Below are 18,305 nucleotides of genomic sequence, written 5' to 3' on the forward strand. Positions count from 1 at the left end.
TGACTATTATTTATCTATATATATGAATAATAGTGAGAGGTTGAATGATTAAGCTGTTAATTTTCATCGTAGTAATTGCCATTCCTACACAAGTATTTAGCAAGCAAACATGGCAAATTGTTACAGAAAACTATCCTCCCTATTTTAGCGAAAACCTACCTAGTAATGGCTGGCTATATGAAATAGCCGAATCAGCTCTTAAAACGCAAGGTATTAATAGCGAACCAGAATTCACGACATGGGATCGCGCTTTAAAGCTATTAGAAAAAAACAGAAAAACCGCTATTTTAGGTGCTTTTTATTCATTAAAAAGAAATGAAGTTTTTTACTACTCTCGTCCACTTGCAGTTGCTCACTCAGGAGTTTTCAAACGAAAAGAGAGTGTTATTAATTTCGACGGTACAGTTCAATCATTAACACCTTATAGTATTGGCACAGAAGACAATGCCTTTGTAAGCCAAGAGTTTGCTAGAAATAGGGAGCTGGCAATAACGTCCACTAAAAGCCTTCCTACAAGCTTATATTTACTACAACAAGGGCGTATTGATTTAGTCGCGGGTACTAAAGAGGTTGGAAATTATTGGCTTGAACACACTAAAACCGAAGATTCAGATGATAATAATATTGAGTACTTATCGCCAGATCTTGCTTCTCATAAACTATATTTAGTTGTCTCTAAATCAAATTATAGAGCCAAAGAATACTTACAAAAATTTAATAGAGGAATTGATATAATAACTAAAAATGGACGCATTGCTAAAATTATGAAAAAACATAATTTCAGCAATCAGAAAATAGCAGAGTATATTAATTTCTTAAAAGAAAATTAGCTTTGCGCTATTGGAACACCGCTGTGAAATTTAAAATCAGTATCGGTTGTAGAAATTAGCTCTTTTTCTTTTTCACCAAAAAAGTTTACGCGTTCGGTAATATCAAAATCAGCAATTTCTTGCGCTAAAGTTAAATAATCTTGGTAATGACGCGCTTCTGAACGTAACAACGAAATATAAAAATCACCTAAACGTTTGTCAACATGCGGTGCAAGCTTTGCAAAACGCTCACACGAACGCGCCTCAATATAAGCGCCTACTATTAGCTTATCGACTAATGCATCGGGCTCGAACGTTTTAACATGACGAAGCATGCCTTTTGCGTAACGACATGGTGTAATACTTTGATACTCAACACCGTACTCGTCCATAATTTCGAGCACTTGATAAAAATGATGCAGCTCTTCTTTTATCAGCAAAACCATTTTATCGATTAGACCTTGCCCGTATGGAGAACTCGATTTAGGAATTATTGATTTAGTGAGTTTATTTTTAGCAGCCAGATCGCGCCAATTCCCTTCTCGTTTATAAATAAGCGTTTCAAATGGCTTTAGCCACTCGAGTAATGCATCACTACCCTCTTTATCTACCGCGTATTTACGTATTAAAAACATCGCACTTTGAGCTGCTTTCAATTCACAAATTAAGTGATCTATTAAAATGACTGATAAGTTTTCTTTTTTAATTGCTTGCTCCACCCATTGCTCTGGGGTGGTACACAATAAAAAGTTATTAATCGGCTCTAAAAGTTGGCTATGTGGCACGTTGACTGCTCATTACTAAATAAATTTGATAGACCGTTATTTTAACACGAAATTTTGCTTGGGATAAATCAAAGCCCTTATCTGCGTCTAAATGTTAATAACGAGTTAACTTGACTTTGCAAAATAAGTGAACCATAACTGTACATAGACTGTATAAAAATAAACCAACCAAAACAATAATACGTTCCTTTTATGGAGTAAGTACTATGATACTAAATCACCTCTGGGGCATCTATGCTCACCCACTTGAAGAATGGCAAACAATAGATAATCGCCATGAAAGTTTAACCTATAGTTTGTCGCATATTTTACTGATTGCTTTATTTCCTTCAATAATGGGCTACTACTCATCTGTTTATTTAGGATGGAGTATAGGTGCAGGCAATCCCGTATTTTTAACGCACGATAGTGCACTGCTAATTGCAGGTGCAATGTATTTTGCTTTAATAGCGGGTGTTTTTGCATTGGCGTATTTAGCCCATTGGATGGCGGTTACATTTGGCTCTAAACCTACATTTACACAAACACTTGAACTTGCAGCATATACTGCAACACCAGTGTTTATGTCGGCACTCGCCGCTTTTTGGCCTGTACTTTGGTTTGTAGTGTGTATTGGAATTATTGCACTGGCTTACTCGGTTTATTTACTCTACACCGGCGTACCAATACTTATGCATATCCCAGAAGAGCGTGGCTTTATTTACGCCAGCTCGGTGGTAACGTGTGGATTAATATTACTGGTTATTATTTTAGCTGTAACAGCTATGCTTTGGACAAATGGGATTGTTAGCCCAATGTTTACTTAATAAATTTCACCTAAAAAAAGAGTCATGTTTGATAGAAATGTTCCCTTTCTTTCCTTCGCAAAAAAGGAGCTAATTAGCTCCTTTTTTTTGTGTAACGACTTTTTATTAACTAATCATTAATCAGCTTCATTTTCGTCTTGGTTGTGTATTTCTAAACCTGAAGACATCGCACTTTCGCGGGTGCTTTTTGCTGAATCGTTACGTAGCTTATCAATACGATTTAAATAGTTTTGATCAATATCGCCTGTAATATATTGGCCATCAAATACTGAAGTTTCAAACTTAGTAATTTCAGGATTTTCTTGGCTAACCGCAGCAATTAAATCTTTTAACGATTGAAAGATTAAACCGTCAGAACCAATACTTGCATTAATATCTTCTACTTCACGTCCGTGAGCAATAAGCTCAGCTGCTGAAGGCATATCAATACCGTACACATTAGGGAAGCGTATTTCAGGTGCCGCTGATGCAAAGTAAACGTTTTTAGCGCCAGACTCTCGGGCCATTTCAACAATTTGTGCTGATGTTGTACCACGAACAATTGAGTCATCAACCAATAATACGTTTTTACCTTTAAACTCGCGATCAATTGCGTTTAGCTTTTGACGCACTGATTTTTTACGCATCTCTTGGCCAGGCATGATAAATGTACGACCAATATAACGGTTTTTAACAAAACCTTGGCGATACGGTAAATCAAGTACACGTGCGATTTCCAGTGCTACATCACATGAAGTTTCTGGGATTGGGATAACTACATCAATATCTTTGTCAGCCCATTCACGTGCAATTTTTTCGCCTAGTTTAGTCCCCATGTTTACGCGTGTTGCGTACACAGACATACGGTCTATTGTTGAGTCAGGGCGAGCAAAATAAACAAATTCAAAAATACACGGCGAGTAAGATGCCTTATCAGCACAACTAAGTGAATGGAATTCACCTTCTTCTGTAACATATATAGCTTCACCAGGGGCTACATCACGTACAAACTCAAAACCGTCCGGTTTCAACGCAACGCTTTCTGAGGCAAACATGTACTCAGTACCTTTTTCGGTTTCGCGTTTACCAAATACAAGTGGGCGAATACCATTAGGGTCGCGAAAAGCAACAATGCCGTGGCCGATAATCATAGCAATAGTTGCATAACCACCGCTTACTTTATTGTTTACTTCGGTTACCGCAGTAAAAATATCTTCAGGGTCTAAATGCAACTTATCAGATTTGCTTAATTCATGTGCCATGATATTAAGTAAAATTTCAGAGTCTGATGTTGTATTAACGTGACGACGTGCTTCTGAGAATAACTGCTCTTTTAAAGCTTCTGCATTAGTAAGGTTGCCATTATGGGCAAGTGCTATACCAAACGGTGAGTTAACATAAAAAGGCTGTGCTTCAGATGAGCTTGAAGATCCTGCTGTAGGATAGCGCACATGGCCAAGACCAATTGTACCTTGTAGTCGTTTCATATGACGTGTGTGAAAGGCATCTTTCACTAAGCCATTTGCTTTGCGTAAGCTAAACGTATTATTCTCAATGGTAATGATACCCGCGGCATCTTGACCACGGTGCTGCAAAACAGTTAAGCCATCATAAATCGCCTGATTCACAGGGGATGTTCCGACTATTCCAACGATACCACACATGTAATTTATCCTCGCCGATTAACGGTTTACTGAATTTAAAAAGCTCGAGTTGTTTTCTAGGTACGAAAAGAACCATTCAACAACAAAGCCAAATTCTGGAATCAAAATAGAATTGCCCCACCAGTGCGTATTGGGTGCACCAGTAAAAGCATCAAGAAAGAAGAGTAACGCGCTCACGACCAACACGCCTCGTAGAGCACCAAACACTATGCCAAAGACACGGTCGGTACCCGATAAACCAGTACGATGTACAAGCTCACCTAAAATATAGTTTAGTAAACCGCCTAACAGTAGCGTCGCAAAGAATAATATGGCTATGGCCGCAGCATTTCTTAAAAGGGGTTCAGAAATGGTTGTTAGGAAGGAAGCTAAATATTGGTAAAATAAGCTAGAGATGATAAAGGCGCCAGCCCATACCGCTAATGACATTGCTTCTTTTACAAAGCCGCGTATTAAACCGATGATGGTAGACAATGCAATGATGCCAATAATGGCGTAATCAACCCAGATCATAAGAACCAATTAGTCGCTAATTTGGGGCGCATTCTATACCCAAACATCGTTAGTATGCAAGTTTAAACGGGAGATTACTGGGTTGTAGTCAATACAAAAAATTAACATTATAGAATGGGTATTGTGAGATAAAGATAATGATAAAAACAAATATAAATAAATAAAAAAAGGCTTGTGATACAAGCCTTTTATAATTATTTTGTTACTTCGTATTGCGTAACTTTACCATTTAATTTAGTAAGCTCTTTCAGCTGGGGAAGCTGCTTTTGTAATTCATTTTTATCAAGCGAAGGACCAACAAATACCTTGGTTAACGTCCCATTTGGGGTTTTAATCGGTTTAGTAAACGTTTTAAACCCTTCAACTTTTAATTTAGCCTGTAATGCTTTTACATTTGCAACATGTGAAAAACTACCTAATTGAATAACGTAAGCCATACTTGTTAGGTTTTCATCACTTTTACGAGGCGCAATAGGTTTTGGTTTAGCCTGAACCGGTGCCTTAGTGATCGGTGTAGCTTTGGGTTCAATAGTCGCTTCAACAACTTTATTCTCTACAGCGTAGTCACTCTCATCCATAGCGTTTTGCTGCTCAAAAGCTTCATCGTCAGCTTGAATATCTTCAATTTCATCTTGTTTTAGTGGCTCAGCATTAGCCATGTTTTCATCAATTGACTCTTGAAGATCGATTGTTTTGAACTCAGGGCGATCAGGTATCGCTTTAAAGCCTTCTTTATAATGCACTTTTTCGCCATCGAGTATATTAGGGATAAACACAATTGCTGCGATCACTACTATACTTGTTCCGACTAAGCGATTAATAAAACTTGAGTTCACCGACATCCTCTCTATTTTTTAAAGTAATTAATAGCGCCGGCCACTGTAAAAAATGAACCAAATACAATCAACATAGTATCACTTTGTTGTTTTGGTAAAATTACACTCAGTGCCTGTGCCACACTATCATAGCTATTGATAGTATTATGATGAGATATACCCTGCAGCGCATTTTGTAAATTACTTGCAGTGTCGCCTCGCGGACCACTTAAGTTCGCTAATGACCACTCATCGACCAAGTGACTTACTTCTTTAAGTACACCCACTTTATCTTTATCAGCAAGCATAGCGGCTAATGCATGAATTTTAAAGCCTTTATCTTTATAGCTTGATAACTTATTGGCTAAATAACGCGCCGACTCAGGGTTATGTGCTACATCGGTAAAGACTAAAGGCTCAGCGCTTAACTGCTGAAACCGCCCTTCTACAACTAAATTAGCGAGGCAACTTCGTATGACTTGCTCACTTGGTAATAAGCTTAAAACACTTAGCGCAGTTAACGCCGTTGCTGCATTTTGACACGGTATTGCTGGCTTATCTATTACAAGATTATGCTCTTTATATTGCCAATTAAAGCTCTCAGCATTCTCTTTGAAAATAAAGTCACTGCCCGACAACGTCATATTGGCATTAATTTCTTTGCCGTAATCAGTCATTGTGTGAGGAATATTTAAATCCCCTATAATAGCAGGCGTGTTTTCACGAAAAATACCGGCTTTATCATAAGCCACTAACTCTCGTGTATCACCTAGGTACTCTTTATGATCTAAATCGATAGTGGTGATCACGCTTGCAAAGGGAGTTACTATATTTGTAGCATCAAAGCGCCCGCCTAGACCAACCTCTAGTAATACATAATCGACCTTACAGCGTTTAAAAATTGCCAACGCACCCAAAGTACCATATTCAAAATAAGTCAAAGGAGTGTCTTTACGGCCTTGCTCAAGCTGGTGAAAAGCATCTATATGAAATTGGTCTGCCAGTTCTTCGCCATTAACTCGTACACGCTCGTTATAACGAATTAAATGAGGAGATGCGTAAGTACCCACGCTAAAACCTTGCGCTAGCAATAGCGACTCTAAGCAACGTGCAGTGGTGCCCTTACCGTTTGTACCGGCAATAAGAATAATTTTACTTGGAGTGTTTAAAAGGCCAATATTGTTGGCAACATTAGCAACTCGTTCTAGGCCCATTGCAATGTTAGCGGGGTGAACACTTTCTAAATAAAAAAGCCAATCATCAAGGCTTGATGATTGGCTAGGAATTGTTTTTGTCATAGCGTGTAATCAGTAAAGCTGAAATTTACGCTACTCTATGCTCTTGTTCCGTAGAAGGCAAGTTCATAAATTTAGCTAAAATGCGTGCAAGGGTATCGCGCATTTCACGGCGGTCAATAATCATGTCAATTGCACCATGTTCTAGCAAAAATTCACTACGCTGAAAACCTTCAGGTAATGTTTCGCGAACAGTCTGCTCAATAACACGAGGACCTGCAAAACCAATTAACGCTTTAGGTTCAGCAACGTTAATATCACCCAGCATAGCAAGTGATGCAGATACACCACCCATTGTCGGGTCGGTCATTACTGAAATAAATGGAAGACCTTTTTCCGTCATTTTTGCAAGTGCAGCACTTGTTTTAGCCATTTGCATAAGCGACATAAGCGCTTCTTGCATACGTGCTCCGCCTGATGCAGAAAAACAAATAAGCGGCATGTTATGCTCTAAACATTGATCAACAGCATCAACAAAGCGAGCGCCAACAACAGAAGCCATTGAACCACCCATAAATGAGAACTCAAATGCTACCGCTGCCACTGGAATACCTTTTAATCGGCCTTTCATAGCTACAAGTGCATCTTTTTCACCACTTGCTTTTTGGGCTGCACTGATACGGTCAGAGTACTTTTTAGAATCTTTAAACTTAAGAATGTCTTTAGGCTCATGTTGTGTACCAAGCTCTTGACGATCACCTTCATCTAAAAAGTGCTCTAGGCGCTTACGGCCACTAACACGCATGTGATGGTCACACTTAGGACATACGTTTAATGACTTTTCTAATTCAGCTTTATATAAAATTGAATCACACGATGTACACTTAGCCCAAACACCTTCTGGGATTTCTTTACGACCTGATGATTTTGTCGTTTTAGGTAAGATTTTTTCTAGCCAACTCATTTGCAACTCTCTTAATACTGTTCTGTGTCGCGAGCCTGCTAATAGCAATTAGCAGACAAATTTTTTCAATTAAAACATGAATTACACTAACGCGGTATAAAAAACTGGTCTTAGTAGTTAAAAGTGCTCATAAAAAGTACTTATACCACATCTATATCAGGCAAAAATAAAGGGCCTAAAGGTGTTTGAGGAATATTAAATTGCTCAGGGTAGTCAACATCCACTAAATACAAACCAGCAGCCTTAGCGGTAGCACTGGCCTTTGCGCGTTCTTTACAATCAAGTAGCTCTTTTATCCATATAGGTTGTTGTTTATGTAAACCAACATCCATTAAGCTGCCTGTGATATTACGTACCATGTGATGTAAAAATGCATTCGCTTTAATATCAATAATAACGTAAGTACCTTGGCGCTGTACCGACAGATGATGAATTGTTCTTGTCGGTGTATTCGCTTGGCAATGTATCGCTCTAAAAGAGGTGAAATCGTGTTTACCTATTAAGTACTGACACGCCTCTTGCATCTTTGTTTCATCAAGATGATGATGAAAATGCGTAACACCCTCGTTTAATACCGCACCTCGTAGAGGGGAGTTATAAATAACATAGCGATAACGACGAGCTGTAGCACTAAAACGGGCATGAAAGTCATCAGCAACCGGTTGGGCAAAGCGAATAGCAATATCTTTAGGCATTAAAGTATTCATACCTAGTGTAAATGCGACCATATCGCGATCGGCTTGCGTTTCAAAGTGTATTACTTGGCCTGTACCGTGCACACCAGCATCTGTACGCCCTGCACATATAACTTCAACAGGATGATTACAAATACGCGACAACGCTTTTTCTACTTCTTGCTGTACGCTATTTACATGTGATTGACGCTGCCAACCACTATAACGTGCGCCGTTGTATTCAACTCCAAGTGCTACTCGCATAATTACCGTTTTACCTACTGTGCTAATGAACGAGGCATTTTATGCTATCTAACGATGCAATAAAAGGAGACCTGTCGTAATCAAACCAATACACATAAAAAAACCCGTATTTAGCTAAGCTAGATACGGGTTCTTATAAACATTTTAATTATTTTAGTTTAGCTTTTAAGCTAAGTGCTTCCTCTTGAACTTCTTCAGGACCTTTGTTAATGACATCCTCAATAACTTTAAGCGCAGAATCAAAATCATCAATTTCAATATAAGCACGCGCTAAATCAAGTTTAGCTGAGTAGCCACCACTTTCAGCATCAACATCCGTTGGGTTATCACCTGCAAGTAATGCATCAAACTCACTCAAACCGACATCCATATTAACGTCGGTGTAAGGTTCGTGTTCAAGTTCAGCGTCGTCACTTTCTTCTAATAATGAATCAATATCTACAAATTCGTCATTATCAAGTTGCTCAACATCACTACCTTCAACAAGTGACTCTTTTGTAGTTAATGAATCATCTGTCTCTAAGTCTTCTTTTAGCAAGCTGTCAAAGTCAACATCAAATTCACTGCTGTCATCAACACTTAACTCTTCAGGCTCTGCTAACTCACTAAGTAATGAATCAAAATCAGTTTGCGTCAAATTCGACATAAACTCTTCATCAAGTTCGTCGTCAGAGCTAATATCAGTGCTACCCACTTCATCTAAGCTTGTTAACTGTGCTTCGCGCTCTGCATTTGTTTGCTCTTGCGATTCGTCTGATAACTCATCAGTTAGCGCTTGCTCTAAACTATCTTCGTCAAATTCAGCATCTAATTCAGAAAAATCATTTTCAATTAAAATCTCATCATCAAAATCATTTTCTAAACTATCTAAATCAGCATCTGCCATAAGTGCGTTTGCTAAATCTTGCTCAGCTTGGCTGGAAGCGACTCCCGGTGCCTCACCATCTAAATCATCCCCTTGTAATTCTTCAGGGGTAAATGGCAACTCACTTTCTAATGTTTCTTGAACTTCATCAAGGTTAAGAGGTTTGATGTCATCTTCAATACTTGGTGGTTCAACAGAATCAACCTCATTATTAATTTCTTGAAGTAAATCATCATCAAGCGACTCATCTTCAATCTCCGTTTCAGTTTCTAATTCAGAGAAGTCATTATCAATTAATAGTTCATCATCAAAATCATCTTCTAAACTATCTAAATCACCATCTGCCATAAGCGCATTTGCGAGATCTTTCTCTGTTTGACTAAGTGCTACTGCATTTTCATCACCCGATGCATCTCCTTTAAGCTCTTGCGGCTCAAACGAAGGCTCATTCTCTAATAATGATTGATCATCGTCTAATTCAAGTTCAGGATATTCATCCAACTCTTCACTTGGAGTTACAAGCTCGCTATCAAGCTGCTCTTCAATTTCAGTAAGATCTGAGTCATCGTCGCCCGCTAGCGGATCGTCACCAAGATCTACTTCTATTTCTTCAAGATCATCATCAAGCTCATCTAAAGACCAATCAGGTGTTTCTATATAGTCGTCATCAGTGGCCTGTTGTAGCTCACTTAAAAGCTCATCAACGCTCTTTAAAGTATCATCTGTATATTCTTCAAGTGCATCTTCAGGATCAAGAAGCGACTCTGATGTGTCTGAAAAATCATCAACCGTTACATCTATAAGTTCAGGTTCTTCTATAAGCTTAGGTTCTTCTGCAAGCTTAGGCTCTTCTTCAAGTTCTGGTTCTTCTTCAAGCTCTGGTTCTTCTTCAAGCTCAGGCTCTTCTTCAAGCTCTGGCTCTTCTACAAGTTCTGGTTCTTCTTCAAGCTCTGGCTCTTCTTCAAGCTCAGGCTCTTCTTCAAGCTCTGGCTCTTCTACAAGTTCTGGTTCTTCTTCAAGCTCTGGCTCTTCTACAAGTTCTGGTTCTTCTTCAAGCTCTGGCTCTTCTTCAAGCTCAGGCTCTTCTAAAGGCTCAAGTTCTTCTAAAAGCTCTGGCTCTTCTTCAAGCTCTGGCTCTTCTTCAAGCTCAGGCTCTTCTTCAAGTTCTGGTTTTTCTTCAAGCTCTGGCTCTTCTTCAAGCTCTGGCTCTTCTACAAGTTCTGGTTCTTCTTCAAGCTCTGGCTCTTCTTCAAGCTCAGGCTCTTCTAAAGGCTCAAGTTCTTCTAAAAGCTCTGGCTCTTCTTCAAGCTCTGGCTCTTCTTCAAGCTCAGGCTCTTCTTCAAGTTCTGGTTTTTCTTCAAGCTCTGGCTCTTCTTCAAGCTCTGGCTCTTCTTCAAGTTCTGGTTCTTCTTCAAGCTCTGGCTCTTCTTCAAGCTCAGGCTCTTCTAAAGGCTCAAGTTCTTCTAAAAGCTCTGGCTCTTCTTCAAGCTCAGGCTCTTCTTCAAGCTCTGGCTCTTCTGTAAGTTCAGGCTCTTCATTTAATGATGAAGCAATCGACTCAATATCATCAACATTTAATTCTTCTTGAGCATCTGCTAAATCCTCAACTGAGTCTGCTAATGCATTATCAATTTCTGAATCTCTTACATCTGAATTTTTTAGTTCATCATCAATTAGGTTATCTATGTCGTCTAAATCAAAGTCGTCACTTTCCTCAACTAATGATTTATCTGCAGTATCAACCGCTGCCTCATCAATTAAGCTATCTATGTCGTCTAAATCAAAGTCGTCACTTTCCTCAACTAATGAATCATTTGCAGTATCAACTGCTGCCTCATCAATTAGGTTATCTATGTCGTCTAAATCAAAGTCGTCACTTTCCTCAACTAATGAATCATTTGCAGTATCAACCGCTGCCTCATCAATTAAGCTATCTATGTCGTCTAAATCAAAGTCGTCACTTTCCTCAACTAATGAATCATTTGCAGTATCAACTGCTGCCTCATCAATTAGGTTATCTATGTCGTCTAAATCAAAATCGTCGCTTTCCTCAACTAATGAATCATCTGCAGTGTCAACCGCTGCTTCATCAATTAAGCTATCTATGTCATCTAAATCAAAATCGTCGCTTTCCTCAACTAATGAATCATCTGCAGTGTCAACCGCTGCTTCATCAATTAAGCTATCTATGTCATCTAAATCAAAATCGTCGCTTTCTTCTAGAAGTTCATCTTCGTCGAGTAACTCTGCATCAATTGAGTCATCTGCCACATCACTTTTTGGGTCATTCGCTTCATCAATCAAGCTATCTATATCGTCTAAATCAAAGTCGTCGCTTGTATCAAGTTCAGCTGAAGTGTTATTTGAGGTATCTAATTCTGTTGATGTTTGATCTAATAATTCATCTATATCAAAATTATCATCATCTGCAAGCTCCTCACTTAAAGCCGCCATTTCATCATGAGACTCTAAGCTATCATCCTCTAAAGCTTCGCTTGTTTGCGGTGCATCAAACTCAGGTAGACTATCGTCTTCATCAAACAAGCTATCTAAATCGTCATTAGTTAGAATTTCATCATTGTTTATTGAGTCATCAGATAAGTCTAAATCAATATCTTCAGCGTTTTCATCTGAAGGTTGATCAAACCCTTGCTGCATAAAAATATCGAGTTCATCATCGTCATCGGTATTTTCATCATCAAAAACAATGTCATCACTTAGTAGACTTTCAAGCTCATCCTGATCGAGTAAATTTTCACCACCTGAAAAATCATCTAGGCCGTCATCTAAATCATCATCAGGCAACATATCATTTTCAAGATTATCATCAAGTTGAACACTCAAGTCATCTAAAGGGTCGGGTACAATTGGATCGTCATTTAAACTTGGGCCTAAATCATCATCGCCAGTGTAAATTGGAGTTTGTGGTAAAAAGTCATCATCGTTTTGTGGCTCTTCTTGATTACTTGCTCGTTTGCGTAAAAACATAACAATTGCAAAAATAATTAGTAGCCCAGGAATAAACATTAATAAACCTAGCACTATCGGATTTGAAAATAATGAGCTTAAATCAAACGATTCTTTTGGTACTATCTCTTGTTTTTTTTGTTGTGCAATAATCTCGTTTTGCTTAACAATTAGTTCTTTTAATTGATTTTGAATTTCACTGTCTTGTCCTAACTGTAAGCGTAAGTTTTCGAGTTCGTTTGAAATACCTGATAATTGTTTTTTAAGATTATTATTCTCAACTAAAATTTCTTCTACATTGCTTACAGAATTTTTAAATTGTTGTTGTAACTCAACCAGCTTAGTACTTTGCTCTGTTTTTATTTCATTTAATTCTTTCTGTATCTCTTTTTTGGCATCGTCTACGTCGACTTTACGAGCTTGGGTTACTTTTGTTTGTGCTGAGGTAATTTCGCTTTGCGTAAGTGTGCCATTTTTTTTCTTTTCCCATAATGCATCATCTTGCTCTGAGCGTTGTTTTGCAAGCTGTGTATTTACACCTTTTATTTCGGCTAAAGTAGGGATTTTTAAATAGGCACCATTTTGAATATGATTAAGATTTTGTTCTAAAAATGAGTTGGGGTTTTTGTTATACAAGGCCTGCATAACTTGATAAATGCTGACGGAGTTATCTGGGCGCACTTTAGCCGCTATACGCCAAAGTGTATCTGTTGGTTTAATTGGCCCAATAGATCGCCCTTGCGCACCATAGTCAACGCCTTTAGGTCCCTTTAATTGGGTACTGTCTTGAGAGTAAACTGGCGTTACTATCAATGCAGACGCTAATATAATAAGTGTAACTAAACCGCGCATGCTGATCCTTTAATATTTAAATATTAACAAAACACTTAAAGCTTAAGTGCATAAATATTGTTGATTATTGCTGTTATCAGCCAAATGACTGACTCGCATTTATTATTACAATCTATTTTTATTGCAAGCTCTATTCCAATTACAAACTATAAACCAGTTAAGGCTTAATATCCATCGCAACACCTTGAAAATAAATGCCTTAAAACATCTTTATAAATATTAATTTATTGAGTGTTATCAATCAGTTTTTATACTTTTAAAAATAAACGGCAAAAAACTGACAAGCTCATAAACAAAAAGCGGCAAACAAATAATGTTTACCGCTTCGAAAGTGTGTTCAGCGCTATTAACTATTACATGTAATTAGCAATAAGCTCTTCTGCAATTTGAATACTGTTAGTTGCAGCACCTTTGCGAGTGTTATCACTTACAACCCACATGTTTAATCCATGAGGATGAGAAATATCAGCACGTAATCGGCCTATATAAACAGTATCGTTACCACTAGCGTCAGACACTGCTGTAGGGTAATCACCTTCATCATCAATTAGCTCGACACCAGGCGCGTCTTTTAAAAGTTGCTTAACGTGTTCAAAGTCATAAGGCATGCGCGTTTCAATATTAATTGATTCTGAGTGACCAAAAAACACGGGAACACGTACACAGGTAGGATTTACTGCAATAGTGGTATCACCCAAAATTTTATGAGTTTCATTTACCATTTTCATTTCTTCGCGTGTATAGCCATTATCCTCAAAGCTATCAATTTGAGGAATAACGTTAAATGCAATTTGCTTTGGAAATACTTTATTATCCATAGGGCGTGCATTCATCAAGTTAGCTGTTTGCTTTGCAAGTTCATCAACCGCTTCTTTACCTGCGCCCGATACAGCTTGGTAAGTAGATACGTTAATACGGTCTATTCCGTAAGCATCATAAATTGGTTTAAGTGCTAACATCATCTGAATAGTTGAACAGTTAGGGTTAGCAATAATATTACGATTCCTAAAATCAGCTAGGCTTGAAGCATTAACTTCTGGCACCACTAGTGGGATTTCAAAATCATTTCTAAAGTGCGATGTATTATCGATTACAATACAGCCGGCATCAGCAGCAATAGGAGCATATTTTTCAGATACACTACCACCAGCAGAAAACAAACCTATATGCGCTTGGCTAAAATCAAAGCCTTCAACGTCAAGTACTTCAATGGTCTCACCACGAAACTTTATGTCTTCACCTGCGCTGCGGCTGCTCGCAAGTAAAAAAAGCTGATCTACAGGAAACTTACGATCTGCTAGCGTTTCAATGATTTGACGGCCTACTAAACCAGTAGCGCCAAGTACGGCAACGTTATATTTTTGCGACATATTTCTTCCTCTATAAACGACATTAAAACAACATCGTTAGTTAAATAATTATTTAGCTATGCTAAAGCCAAGTTGACTAAGTGCTGCTAGTTGTGGGCTATCACCTTGTAGGAATAAGGTGCTAAATTCTCGCCTTACCGGATAGTTTTTACGTAAACTATCAAAGCCCTCACCTTCTAAATGACGAAGTAAAATTCCGTCATCGCGGCGTACGTCATAAATTAAATGCACCAAACGGGCAATATCTTGCTCGCTTAGGCTTTGCGTAACAGTTGCATTTGTAATAGCAGGTATTGGTAAAAAATCATCCAACGATTTACTCACCTCTACACCTTTTAGGTCACACAATTTTTGATACAACATTTGTGTACCTCGTGCTTTCCCCTCAAGTGTATGCCCTGCGATATGCACACTGGCATAACGCACATGCTCTAGTAATTCAGTTAGAATATTGGGCTCTTTTTCCCATACATCAAGTACTATATCTAAATCAGCCCCAGCTTCCATTACCTCAAGCAATGCTTGATTATCAATTACGTCGCCTCGGCTTGCATTAATTAGCGTGGTTCCTGGCTTAAGTGCTTGTAATCGCTCTTTATTCATCATGTGCAGCGTTTTGTGCTCGCCACTTTTAATAAGTGGAACATGAAAAGTAACAACATCTGATTGCGCTAATAACTCATCAAGCGCTACATGCTCTTGTAGTAAGCCCTGTTCGTGCTTAATTGGATCGCATAACAGTACGTCGACATTTAATGCTTTTAATTTTTGCGACAAACACGTGCCAATGTTACCCATTCCTACAATACCAATTGTTTGACCACACAATGGGCGCGCATTTTCTTGGCTTAATGCAAATAAACTACTAATTACATATTCAGCTACAGCAACTGCATTACAACCAGGAGCACTGGTAAAAGCAATATTTCTATCATGTAGTAATTGCGTATCAATATGGTCAATGCCAATTGTCGCAGTGCCCACAAAGCTCAGCTTGTTAGCTTGTGCCAATAGTTCACGATTAACATTAGTCACTGAACGAGTAAGGAGTACATCTACATTTATTAATTGTTCAGGCGTTAATTTACGACCATCAAAACGCTCAACCTCACCAAAGTCTGCAAAGTACTGCTCAACTAAAGGCATATTTTGATCGGCAAGAATTTTCATCACTGAGTCCGTTTGGCAATTAAGTGTCGCCATTGTAACGAACAACCAAGCCTTTACACAAACTAAAAAGGCGCATTTTAGCTGATACAAATACTTAAAAGTGGTTATGTTGATTGTTTTAAATCAGCAATTTAAATTAGGGGTTTAAATTATGCGGATAATAATTTTACTATTGAGTATATAAAGGCCGAATCACAGCATGATTCGGCCTTTATTATGAAAAACAAACTTCAATCACATTGAATTTTATTTACTTGATTTTAGTTTATAGCTCAAAATCTTTTTTGAATTTCAAACCAAATTCACTGCGGTCATTACTACGCATTACACCAACAAAACCTGATTGTTGTAGGCGACCAACATCGTAAACTTCGTTTAGAACGTTTTCACCATACAGTGTAACTTCCATATCGCCATATGGATTAGTGTACGAAATATTAAAACCAACTAGTTCACGAGAATCAATAGTCTCACTTTGGTTGTAAACTGATTGACCTTGCATTTCACTGCGATACGAATAATTAGCATTGAACGCAAGTGTTGCGCCACTCTCTAAATCCATAAAGTAAGAAGGTGCAACCATGACAGTCCAGCGTGGCGTCAGTGCTGGTGAATCACCTTTACCTATACCTTGTACGCCCTCAGCCACTTCTGTTATTTCAGAATCTAAATAACCAACTGCACTACGAATAGTAAAGTCATCGGTAATAGCAACAGTTGTTTCAAGCTCAATACCTTGCGCTTTAGATTGACCCGCATTTTCTACAATTGTTACAAAGCCACCACCCGCTGTTGGATCTGAAAACGGTAATGCTAAATCGGTGTAATCAGTCACAAATACCGCAAGCATCATAGATACATTTTCGTGTACTTGGCCTTTTAAGCCCATTTCGTAGTTAATCGCTTTTGTTTCGTCAAACGATACAAATTGGTCTGGCCCACTAAATGGACGCGGCGGAAAACCACCTGTTTGATAGCCTTTTTGAACCTGGCCATACACATTCATATTATTGCTAAGCTGATAAGATGCATTTACATCCCACGTAACAGCATCAAAGTCGGCGCTTACATACTTACGAGTTGGAAATGATGGGAATATAGCATTTGCATCTTTTTTGTCTTTTGAATAACGAAGACCACCACCAACCGTTAAATCGTCAGTTAAATCGTAGCTGGCATTTATATATGCTGCATACGAATTAGTTTCTTGGTTAATTTCAAATTCGCCGTAACCGCCAAATGATTCTGTTACACCATCATTCAACAAGCCATTAGGTGTATTAAATGGGCTAAATACAAACGGGCCTGAACGTGTAAAGCCATCTTCATTAAAAAAGTAAAGACCAGATACAAAGTCCATATTATCGAATGTTGCATTTAGCTGAACTTCAAATGAGTACTGATCAGCACCGCCCTCCTCTGGAAACTCAGACAAGTTTAAAGGTGATGCATCATCATCTAGGCCACCTTCATACTCAGATGTACGGTAGCTTGAGATAAACTTAGTGGTATAAGTATCGTTAATTGCCCAATCGGCTGAAAACGATGTGCCCCAACCTGAGTAAGAGGTAGATTCAATACCCGCAACAGTTGTGCCTAAATCATCAGGGTCTGATGGAATTAAATCTTGAGTCAATAATGGGAAGTCACCATTAAAAACATCATTTGAGTCTAGTGGGTCTGTCAATTCAATTGTATAAGGCGATTGGCCAGATTCGTTATCAACACCATCTAAAGAAAAAGTGAATGCTAAGTCGGTATTTGCTTGCCATTTAAGTGCAACACGACCGCTAAATTCTTCTTCCTCACCAATTTCTTTTTCTGGGTTTGCTAAATTAACAGCTTCGCCCACACCATCACGTGTTTTGTACGATGCACTTGCAGACATACTTACATCATCTGTTAGTGAGTTATTAAAATAAACATCACCGGCAATACGTCCTCGGCTTCCCAGCTTAGCTGCAGTAGTAACAATACCTTCATCACCAGGTTGCTTTGTAATTACATTTACAGCGCCACCTAATGTATTACGGCCATATAAAGTACCTTGTGGGCCACGAAGCACTTCAACACGCTCAACATTAGGTAATGATAAGTTAGAACCCATTTGACGACCTAAGTACACACCATCAAGATACACACCCACACCCGGATCGGTAGTTATTATGTGATCTTGCAAACCTATACCGCGGATAAATACAGACGCATGCGCAGAATTGCCCACGCCATAGCGGGTAATATTCAAGTTTGGAACATATTTACCAATATCTTCTAGGTTACTCATATTAGCTTTATCAATTAGGTTAGCCCCAATTGAAGTGATAGCGGTTGGAGATTCAAACAGGCTTTCTGTACGTTTACGAGCTGTGACTTCTATCTTTTCAAATGCGTCTTGTTTAGCTGTTTTTTTAGTTTCTTCGGCGTTTACAGAGGTAGTGAGTGCAGCAAAAATTGCTAGACTTAACTGTGAGAGGTTACGTAATTTCAAAATATTCTCCAAAGGATACCGTGTGATTTAGTTATGCATTTATACTTAAAAGTATAAATTTCAGGCATAAAAAAAGATGCGTAAT

The 18,305-nt window shown here is 38.4% G+C and carries 13 protein-coding genes; 2 read left to right on the top strand and 11 right to left on the bottom strand.

All coding sequences use genetic code 11. From position 1 onward, the window contains the following. The first annotated feature begins 44 nt into the window (after positions 1 to 44). Entirely contained in the window at positions 45 to 830 is a 786-nt protein-coding gene (locus I6F42_RS16395) for an ABC transporter substrate-binding protein (RefSeq protein ID WP_197152830.1), read from the top strand. Here I6F42_RS16395 and miaE read toward each other — a convergent pair. Then, the gene (gene miaE, locus I6F42_RS16400) at positions 827 to 1,594 is read right to left on the bottom strand and encodes a tRNA isopentenyl-2-thiomethyl-A-37 hydroxylase MiaE (protein WP_024608612.1); all 768 of its coding nucleotides are present in this window, start codon (positions 1,592 to 1,594) and stop codon (positions 827 to 829) included. The two genes, I6F42_RS16395 and miaE, sit on opposite strands and share 4 nt — an antisense overlap. A 206-nt stretch (positions 1,595 to 1,800) precedes the next feature. On the opposite strand from miaE, the gene I6F42_RS16405 reads away from it, so the two are divergent. Further along, positions 1,801 to 2,400 carry a Yip1 family protein gene (locus tag I6F42_RS16405; protein WP_007580923.1) on the top strand — a complete coding sequence of 200 codons (600 nt, stop codon included), beginning with the start codon at positions 1,801 to 1,803 and terminating at the stop codon, positions 2,398 to 2,400. 116 nt (positions 2,401 to 2,516) lie between these two features. Here I6F42_RS16405 and purF read toward each other — a convergent pair whose 3' ends face one another. From purF to I6F42_RS16455, 10 genes are all read right to left on the bottom strand, one after another. Continuing rightward, a complete protein-coding gene (gene purF / locus I6F42_RS16410) occupies positions 2,517 to 4,043 on the bottom strand; it encodes an amidophosphoribosyltransferase (protein WP_007580920.1) in 1,527 nt (508 codons plus the stop codon). A gap of 18 nt (positions 4,044 to 4,061) precedes the next feature. Next, positions 4,062 to 4,556, bottom strand: a complete 495-nt coding sequence (locus I6F42_RS16415; RefSeq protein ID WP_007376853.1) for a CvpA family protein — start codon at positions 4,554 to 4,556, stop codon at positions 4,062 to 4,064. Positions 4,557 to 4,750: 194 nt separating this feature from the next. Beyond that, a complete protein-coding gene (locus tag I6F42_RS16420) occupies positions 4,751 to 5,392 on the bottom strand; it encodes an SPOR domain-containing protein (RefSeq protein WP_024590975.1) in 642 nt (213 codons plus the stop codon). Positions 5,393 to 5,403: 11 nt separating this feature from the next. Then, entirely contained in the window at positions 5,404 to 6,669 is a 1,266-nt protein-coding gene (folC, locus tag I6F42_RS16425; protein WP_197152831.1) for a bifunctional tetrahydrofolate synthase/dihydrofolate synthase, read from the bottom strand. Between the two features lie 25 nt (positions 6,670 to 6,694). After that, positions 6,695 to 7,570: an acetyl-CoA carboxylase, carboxyltransferase subunit beta gene (gene accD, locus I6F42_RS16430; protein ID WP_007376856.1), complete on the bottom strand. Its 876-nt coding sequence runs from the start codon at positions 7,568 to 7,570 to the stop codon at positions 6,695 to 6,697. Between the two features lie 140 nt (positions 7,571 to 7,710). Then, positions 7,711 to 8,508 (bottom strand): tRNA pseudouridine(38-40) synthase TruA, encoded by a 798-nt coding sequence (truA, locus tag I6F42_RS16435; protein ID WP_007584098.1) that lies wholly within the window; start codon positions 8,506 to 8,508, stop codon positions 7,711 to 7,713. A 148-nt stretch (positions 8,509 to 8,656) separates the two neighbouring features. Continuing rightward, entirely contained in the window at positions 8,657 to 13,192 is a 4,536-nt protein-coding gene (locus I6F42_RS16440) for a FimV/HubP family polar landmark protein (RefSeq protein WP_197152832.1), read from the bottom strand. Between the two features lie 353 nt (positions 13,193 to 13,545). Then, complete coding sequence (locus I6F42_RS16445) at positions 13,546 to 14,562, bottom strand: aspartate-semialdehyde dehydrogenase (RefSeq protein ID WP_007586655.1); 1,017 nt, start codon at positions 14,560 to 14,562, stop codon at positions 13,546 to 13,548. A 48-nt stretch (positions 14,563 to 14,610) separates the two neighbouring features. Then, complete coding sequence (locus tag I6F42_RS16450) at positions 14,611 to 15,732, bottom strand: 4-phosphoerythronate dehydrogenase (protein WP_197152851.1); 1,122 nt, start codon at positions 15,730 to 15,732, stop codon at positions 14,611 to 14,613. Between the two features lie 265 nt (positions 15,733 to 15,997). Beyond that, positions 15,998 to 18,220, bottom strand: coding sequence for a TonB-dependent receptor (locus I6F42_RS16455; protein WP_197152833.1), 2,223 nt, complete (start codon positions 18,218 to 18,220; stop codon positions 15,998 to 16,000). Between the last annotated feature and the right edge of the window lie 85 nt (positions 18,221 to 18,305).

This window comes from Pseudoalteromonas sp. SWYJZ12 (assembly GCF_015864395.1).
GTDB classification, from domain to species: domain Bacteria; phylum Pseudomonadota; class Gammaproteobacteria; order Enterobacterales; family Alteromonadaceae; genus Pseudoalteromonas; species Pseudoalteromonas arctica.